Annotated in this window: 1 protein-coding gene; it reads right to left on the reverse strand. The window is 43.9% G+C overall.

Going from position 1 to position 310, the window contains the following annotated elements:
• The coding region (locus tag IEX97_RS13020) for a hypothetical protein (protein WP_229776923.1) at positions 1 to 310 on the reverse strand (310 nt) is incomplete at both ends.

Consider the following 310-nt stretch of genomic DNA (forward strand, 5'->3'; position numbering starts at 1 on the left):
CCGTTCCTAAGGTAACATCCACATAAGGACTAAACTCAGTTACCATGGGTTTTTCTTGATAAACCACGTTAAGACTTGCTGGAGTGTCCGCTTGCAGTAAGATAGACGCGGGTGTCACTTCAGCTTGGTAGCGTTTGTTATCAACATTAACCACCGCAGCACTGAATTGATATTGGCGATTGCTGGGTAACTTCCAATCTTGGGTGTGATTGCCAAGGGTAATCGGATACGTATTGCCTTTATTATCTTTTGCTGTAATGGTTGCCGTTTGATTCGCTGGCAATCCAGATACGGATAAATTCACTACCGT

Source organism: Paenalicyclobacillus cellulosilyticus (assembly GCF_014647315.1).
GTDB classification, from domain to species: domain Bacteria; phylum Bacillota; class Bacilli; order Alicyclobacillales; family Alicyclobacillaceae; genus Alicyclobacillus_J; species Alicyclobacillus_J cellulosilyticus.